Here is a 6,442-nt window from a genome sequence, read left to right as displayed (position 1 = left end):
ATTTTACTCTGCGCCCCCCCCCCCACTCTATCCCCCCTTCCCCTCCCCTGGCAAGCGCTTTCCTTTTTTCCCCCCCCCCCCCTTTTTTTTTTTTTTTTTTTTTTCCCCCCCCCCCCCCCCCCCCGCCGCGGCCCGGTGCTCAGGCATCACAGACCGCCCAGACCGGCCGCACTTCCATCGCCCCGTGGCTCGCGCCCGGGCAACGGGCGGCCCACGCGAGCGCAGCATCGAGGTCGGGCACGTCGATCAGGTAGTAGCCGCCGAGCTGCTCGCGCGTCTCGGCGTACGGGCCGTTCAGCAACTCGGTCTTGCCGTCGCGCACGCGCACCGTGGTCGCCGTATCGGCGGTGCGCAAGCGGTTGCCGCCGCGCAGGACACCGGCCTGCTGCAGGGCCTCGGTATAGGCCGTGTAGGCAGCGAGCGTGGTGGACCGTTCGGCTTCACGCAGCCGCTGCAGTTCGGCCGGGTCGGCGTGGATCATCAGCAGGTATTCCATGGAAGGCTCCTCGAGGTTCGCGGCGGCAAGCGTGCCGTCACGGGATGTCGCACGGGGCGGGCCGGTTTCGACACCGCCGGGCGGCACGTAAGCGTGCCCTCCGGCCGGCTTTCCACGCTCCTGGGCTCAGCCCCCCCGCCTGAAGAGCAGGCGAGACAAGCCTACCGGCAGGAAACCCAACGCACTCCAGGCGACCGTTGCCGCCTCGATGAACGCGGCGAGGGTGTCCCAGGCGTTCCGCCAGAGGACGCCGACGCGGTCCTCGTCCAGCACCCCTCCGTGGAACTGGTCCTCCAGCGCCCTGGACAATGCCCCGTATCCCGCCAGCGCCCCGATGAGGCACGCGACGACGCCGGCGGCCACGATCACTTGCTTCTCGATACGCGACAGGCGCACGGCTGCCGTCCTGGAGTGAGGGGATGAAGGCTGCCGACCCACACAGCCGGTGGGAAAGATACAGGGCTTCGACCGGTCCTTGCTCGGAAAACCCCGTTCCCTGGCGGCTCAGAAAAACTGCTGCAGGAAGGCGGCCGCTTCGGCTGAGAGACCGACGACCTTGTTCGTCGCCTGGCGGTACAACTTGAAGTTCAGTTCCGTCTCCGGTCGGCCGTCGCCCCACGTCGAAAAACGCTTCAGCTCGCCCCTTCCGAGGCGGCTCCGTGCCATGGCGGTGCGCTCCACGGCCATGCTGACGCGCGGCGTCTGCCGGGCGAGGCCGGGCTTGGGGGGTGTCGGCGCGGCCCATGTCACGATGCCGCTCGCGAACAAGCCCTGCCCTCCTTCGTTTTCGCTCGCGAAGAGGAAGACCCGATCGCCTTCGGCGACATGTTTTCCGCCGTACATCGTCTTTGCTGGGCAAAGACGAAGCGGGCGGCAGCAGGATCGGCGATCTCCGCCTTGACCGCGTACACCTTTGCTTTCCGGCCGTGCCGGGCGGCGCGTGTCATCTGACGGCTCCCGTTGCGCAGGATCGTGCGGCGCGAGCCGCTCGTGGCGTTCCGCCTGTTCGTCGTTCCGCTCGGTCCCGTCGCGCCTTTCTCCGCTCCTCGGCTACCCAAGCTCCTGGGCAAGTCCGATGAGGATACCTTCGGGCCCGCGGACGTAGCAGAGCCGAAACGTGTCTTCGTATTGCACGACTTTTGCAACGAGCTGGGCACCATGTTTGCCGATCCGGGCGAGCGTCGCGTCGAGATCCTCCACGGTGAACATCACGCGCAGGTAACCGAGCGCATTCACCGGAGCGGTGCGATGGTCGGCGACCACGGGCGGCGCGAGAAACCGGGACAACTCCAGCCGGCCATGGCCATCCGGCGTGCGCATCATGGCGATCTCGACGCGCATGTCCTGCAGACCGGTAACGCCGTCGGCCCACTGCCCTGCGATCGGCGCGCGCCCCTCGAGGTCGAGGCCCAGCGCGGTGAAGAATCCGATCGCGGCGTCGAGGTCGTCGACCACGATGCCAACGTTGTCCATGCGCCTGACCGTCACGATGTCTCCTTGGCGTCTGACGCCGGTCTAGCAGGCCCGTTTTGCGCCCCTGCGTTGTGCGGTTGTTACCACCGCACAACGAATGCGGCCGCGAAAGGATAGGTCACCCGGGAGGCGTCCGCGCCTTTCAGCGCCGCTGCGTCGCAGCTACCGCGAGCGCAAAGCCGCAGTACTCCGGCATGTCGGTGACCTCCTCGATCGCGAACGGCGGCGCCGCGCAGGCGGCAGCGTCCGCCGCGGAAGCGAACTCCCTCTCGAAGATGGCCGCCGGCACCGGGCCCTGGTAGATGTCCAGCGCCCCCTCGCCGACGGCATAGCGCCGCTTGCTCACCGCGTACCCGGGTAACTGCGACAAAGCGGCGTATTCGGCTTCGGTCAGATAGATGTTCGTGATGGGCTCGGCGCCATCCGGCGCCTTGCCGTACTTCTTGCCCAGCTTGAACACCACGCCTTCCGCCGAGCGCACCCTGCGCAACCGCAACCGGGTGCCGCGCAGGTACAGATCGTCGATCTCGCGGAAAGGCAGCGACGCCACCCATTCCGTCCTTCGCGGATCCACACGCCATCGGCGTTCGCATTCGGCGAGCGCATACTTGGGAAAGGTGTTCACGACTGGCTCCAGTGAGCGCGAGACCCGGCGCATTAGCGTAACCGGGCCCAGGTTCGCCTCCGCAGAAAGGCCCGTTGGACCTGACCTCCTTCTCCTTGCCATGCCCGGCGCGGCAGGCGCGGCACGCCGGCTGCGCCCCGCCGACGCACACGGACACGTGGGAGCAGGGGCCGCCGGATCAGGAAGCCGCACCGCCTGCCCCGGCCGTTTGCAGGTCGAGGTGGAAGAACTGGTTGAAGTCGGTGGCCACGTAGCCGCCGAACGTCTCGCCCTTGACGAAACCGAACTTCCCGTACAGCGCGACGGCACTCACGAAGGCCTCGCCCGACCCCGTTTCCAGGCTGACCCGCCGGTAGCCGCGCCGCCGCGCCACCTCGATCATGTGCCGCAGCAGGGACGCCGCCACGCCCTTCCGTACGTGCCGCGGCGCGGTGCGCATCGACTTGATCTCGCCGTGCGTATCCGACAACCGGCGCAACGCACCGAAGCCGAGCAATTCCTCCCCCTCCCAAGCGGTGAAGAAGGACACGTCCGGATGCTTAAGAGCGGACAGGTCCAGGGCATGCACGGTGCCTGGCGGCGAATGCACGTGCATGGCCGCCAGGTGCAGGCGCAGCAGTTCGACGACCCTGGGGTCGTCGAGGTGGCCGGACGAAACGATCATGGCGCATTCCGAAGGTTCAGGCCCACGAACGATAGCCGCCCAGGCCGTTCATCGGGAGCCGTCCGCCGGGGCTGAAGCCGCGCAACTCGTCACAGCCCTCCATCCGGAACGCCGGCATGGGATGCTCTGTCGGGTCCGACCCGGTACCCCGGTTATCGACTGGCGCCAGCGTGACGAGCGACTGGCCGTCTGAACCCCGGGGCCGAGCCACGGTACCGCCGGGTCCGTCTAAGCCCCGTGGGCGAGGGCTCATTGGAAAGTGCGTGCCGGACCGGTCCCGGACCTGCCCTCTTTGTCCCGGTGGGGCGGTACCCCCGCCGGTTCGAGGCTAAACGGGCAGCTTGGCCGCGCCCCCGTCCGTCCCGTCCCGGCCCAGGTCCCCCGCGTTTCCGAGGACGTATTGCGCACCCAGCTTGCGATGGTGCGCCTTGCCCCAGCGCGCCAGGGCATTCAGGGCGGGCCGCAGGCTGCGGCCGAAGTCCGTCAGCACGTAGTCCGGGCCGCCATCGGCACCCTCGCGTTCGCGGCGCAGGATCACCCCGTCCCTCTCGAGCTGCCGCAACTGCTCGCTCAGCACCTTGTGCGCCACCTGCGGCAACGCCGCCTGGAAATCGCGGAAGCGCCGGGCTCCACCTGCAAGCGACCACAAGATGGCCGGCTTCCACTTGCCCTGGATCACGCTCAGGGCGACGTCGACGGGACAGGCAAACAGCTTGCTGCGAGGGCGGGCCATGGCGGTTCCTGGGCGGTTACTTTCCGGTGCGTATCGCGCGACCGGCGCATGCGCTAGAAAAGATAGCCGACCGCACTCCACACAGGACCCAACGTGATCGTCGAATACATTCGCTATCGCATCGCACCCGCCGACGCCGCGTCGTTCGAACGCGACTATGCCGAGGCGGCAAAGAGCCTCGATGCCTCACAGCATTGCCTCGGCTACGAACTGGCCCGCTGTCAGGAGGAGCCCGCCTGCTACATGTTGCGCATCGAGTGGGTTTCGGCCAAAGGACATCTGCGCGGCTTTCGCGGCAGCGACCTGTTCCAGCCCTTCCTTGCCGCCATCAGGCCCTACATCGGTGCGATCGAGGAAATGCGCCACTACGAACGAACCGAGATACGGAGCAGCCAGGCATGAGCAGGCCCGCGGCAGTGCCTTCCCTGTACGACTGGGCCGGCGGCATGCCGGTGTTCGAGCGTCTCACCTCTGTGTTCTATCGGCGCGTCGCCCGCGACGCCGACCTGGGCCCCCTGTTCGCCCGCATGGATCCCGACCATCCCCGCCACGTGGCGCACTTCATCGCCGAAGTGCTCGGCGGACCGAAGGAATACAGCCGCGAACGCGGCGGCCATCGCGCCATGGTCGGCAGACACGTAGGCCGGCACCTGGATGAACGCCTTCGCCGCCGCTGGATGGCGCTGCTGCTGGACTGTGCCGGCGAAGCGGATTTGCCCGACGACCCCGAATTCCGATCCGCGTTCGTCGCTTACCTGGAATGGGGCACTCGGTTGGCCGTCATCAACTCGCAGGAAGGCGCCCCGCCGCCGGCCGATGCACCTATGCCGGCGTGGGGCTGGGGTGAGACCGGGGGGCCTTACACGGGGACCTGAGGCAGGGTTCCGCGTGGAAGGTGGTGGCGCACACCTCCAGCCTCGACGCCTGATCGGCTGCGAGGCACCCGCGCCCCGCGAACGAAAGGCGAGGAACGAGTGCCTCGCGCGCCGAGCGTTCGAAAGGGCTCATCCGCCGGGCTCCGCTCGGAGCACCGAACTCGAGCCCATCCGGGGGTAGCCAGGTCCCGTCGGGGTGCGAACGAACGGAACTTATCTGCCACCTCCCCTTCAACCTGGTGCGTGGCGCCCTACCCCCCCTGGGCCTGGTCTTGCGCGGACGCTTGGGCTTCGGCGGCGGCATGAGCGCGGCGGTTTCCACGATGAGGCGGCGCACGGCTTCCGAGTCATCGAGCAATTCATCCGCTACCGGATACAGCTTGGCACCCGGGTAAGGCGATCTTTGCGGCAAATCGGGCTCAAGCTTCTGCGCGGCCGGGGACGGCTTCACGAACAGGCTGTTGTCGCATATGAAGGCGACTACTTTTTCATCGACGTACAACGCGTACTCGCCGAACATCCTCTTGTGGGTCAGGCGGCTTCCGAGACCGATCTGTTCGGCCACGTAGTCGACGAAGTCTCGATCGGTAGCCATACGTCCTCCGCAATCCGCTACGCGGGAAGATCGAGCATCCGGAATGGCGGCATCGTAGTCAAAACCTTGCCTTCAGTCCCTCGCGAATCGACAGGCTTTCCGGCGTACCCTCGCCGGGATTCAAGCGGACCCCGCCCACTCTTTTTGGGCCCGATGGGCCAATGGCCGGAAACCGGCAACCTCGGGCGTGGGCCGCCCCGTGTTCGTCCTGCCGCCGCTACCATCGAACCACCGCAACTTCCGGCGCCGCTCGGCATGTCCATTACGCGATCGCACAGTGGCGACGGGGTCTCGCGCGCCTCCATGGTCGTCGCGGCGCTGTCGACGGTGGTGGAGTGGTACGACTTCACGGGTAATCCCCCCGCTTTCAGCGGACGCCAAAAGTGGAGCTATGCGGCAAGCGCCAATTTCTGCATCGGCGTGATGCCACCGAGTGCCATATTCGGGCGCTCGTGGTTGTACGTCCAGAGCCAGCGGGTGGCGTGGTCCTGGACCTGCTCGATCGAGTCAAACAGGATGCGGGCCAGCCAGGCGTAGCGCACGGTGCGGTTGTAGCGCTCCACGTAGGCGTTCTGCTGCGGCTTGCCCGGCTGGATGTGGTCGATCCGGATGCCGCGGCGCTCAGCCCAGGCCAGCAGCGCCCCGCTGATGTACTCCGGGCCGTTGTCGCAGCGGATCGCTTCGGGCTTCCCACGCCATTCGATGATCTGCTCCAGGGCGCGAATCACCCGCCCCGCAGGCAGCGACAGGTCGACCTCGATGCCGAGCCCTTCGCGATTGAAGTCATCCAGCACGTTGAACAGCCGGAAGCTGCGGCCGTCGCTGAGTTGATCGTGCATGAAGTCCATCGACCATACCTGGTTGATGCGCGCCGGCACGGCTAAGGGCTCGGGGCGCTCGCGCACCAGGCGCTTCCTCGGCTTGATGCGCAGGTTCAACTCCAGCTCCCGGTAGATCCGGTAGACACGCTTGTGGTTCCAG

General features: G+C 67.2%; 11 protein-coding genes. 2 read left to right on the top strand and 9 right to left on the bottom strand.

The features are described from left to right. Positions 1-139 precede the first annotated feature (139 nt). The 7 genes from WAT24_RS10655 to WAT24_RS10625 form a co-directional block, all read right to left on the bottom strand. Positions 140-496, bottom strand: coding sequence for a YciI family protein (locus tag WAT24_RS10655; RefSeq protein WP_336807850.1), 357 nt, complete (start codon positions 494-496; stop codon positions 140-142). 126 nt (positions 497-622) lie between these two features. Continuing rightward, positions 623-892 (bottom strand): hypothetical protein, encoded by a 270-nt coding sequence (locus WAT24_RS10650; RefSeq protein WP_336807849.1) that lies wholly within the window; start codon positions 890-892, stop codon positions 623-625. Positions 893-1,000: 108 nt separating this feature from the next. Continuing rightward, entirely contained in the window at positions 1,001-1,339 is a 339-nt protein-coding gene (locus WAT24_RS10645; RefSeq protein ID WP_336807848.1) for a hypothetical protein, read from the bottom strand. A 207-nt stretch (positions 1,340-1,546) separates the two neighbouring features. After that, entirely contained in the window at positions 1,547-1,984 is a 438-nt protein-coding gene (locus WAT24_RS10640) for a VOC family protein (protein ID WP_336807847.1), read from the bottom strand. Between the two features lie 127 nt (positions 1,985-2,111). Continuing rightward, complete coding sequence (locus WAT24_RS10635) at positions 2,112-2,594, bottom strand: hypothetical protein (RefSeq protein ID WP_336807846.1); 483 nt, start codon at positions 2,592-2,594, stop codon at positions 2,112-2,114. 178 nt (positions 2,595-2,772) lie between these two features. Continuing rightward, positions 2,773-3,258 (bottom strand): GNAT family N-acetyltransferase, encoded by a 486-nt coding sequence (locus WAT24_RS10630; protein ID WP_336807845.1) that lies wholly within the window; start codon positions 3,256-3,258, stop codon positions 2,773-2,775. A 328-nt stretch (positions 3,259-3,586) separates the two neighbouring features. Then, complete coding sequence (locus tag WAT24_RS10625) at positions 3,587-3,991, bottom strand: winged helix-turn-helix transcriptional regulator (RefSeq protein WP_336807844.1); 405 nt, start codon at positions 3,989-3,991, stop codon at positions 3,587-3,589. 93 nt (positions 3,992-4,084) lie between these two features. Here WAT24_RS10625 and WAT24_RS10620 point away from each other — a divergent pair, with 93 nt between their 5' ends. Further along, complete coding sequence (locus WAT24_RS10620; RefSeq protein ID WP_336807843.1) at positions 4,085-4,393, top strand: antibiotic biosynthesis monooxygenase family protein; 309 nt, start codon at positions 4,085-4,087, stop codon at positions 4,391-4,393. Further along, positions 4,390-4,866: a group II truncated hemoglobin gene (locus tag WAT24_RS10615; protein ID WP_336807842.1), complete on the top strand. Its 477-nt coding sequence runs from the start codon at positions 4,390-4,392 to the stop codon at positions 4,864-4,866. Before WAT24_RS10620 ends, WAT24_RS10615 begins: the two co-directional genes overlap by 4 nt. On the opposite strand, the gene WAT24_RS10610 is transcribed toward WAT24_RS10615, so the two are convergent. Together WAT24_RS10610 and WAT24_RS10605 are read right to left on the bottom strand one after the other, a co-directional pair. Further along, positions 4,814-5,461 carry a TfoX/Sxy family protein gene (locus WAT24_RS10610; RefSeq protein ID WP_336807841.1) on the bottom strand — a complete coding sequence of 216 codons (648 nt, stop codon included), beginning with the start codon at positions 5,459-5,461 and terminating at the stop codon, positions 4,814-4,816. The two genes, WAT24_RS10615 and WAT24_RS10610, sit on opposite strands and share 53 nt — an antisense overlap. Before the next feature lie 389 nt (positions 5,462-5,850). Then, on the bottom strand, positions 5,851-6,442 hold a 592-nt coding region (locus WAT24_RS10605), incomplete at its 5' end, for an IS3 family transposase (protein WP_336807840.1).

This window comes from Fulvimonas yonginensis, from assembly GCF_037137055.1.
GTDB classification, from domain to species: Bacteria; Pseudomonadota; Gammaproteobacteria; order Xanthomonadales; family Rhodanobacteraceae; genus Frateuria_A; species Frateuria_A yonginensis.
The sequence above is the reverse complement of the archived record's forward strand: the minus strand, read 5'-3'. Positions and strand labels throughout refer to the sequence as shown.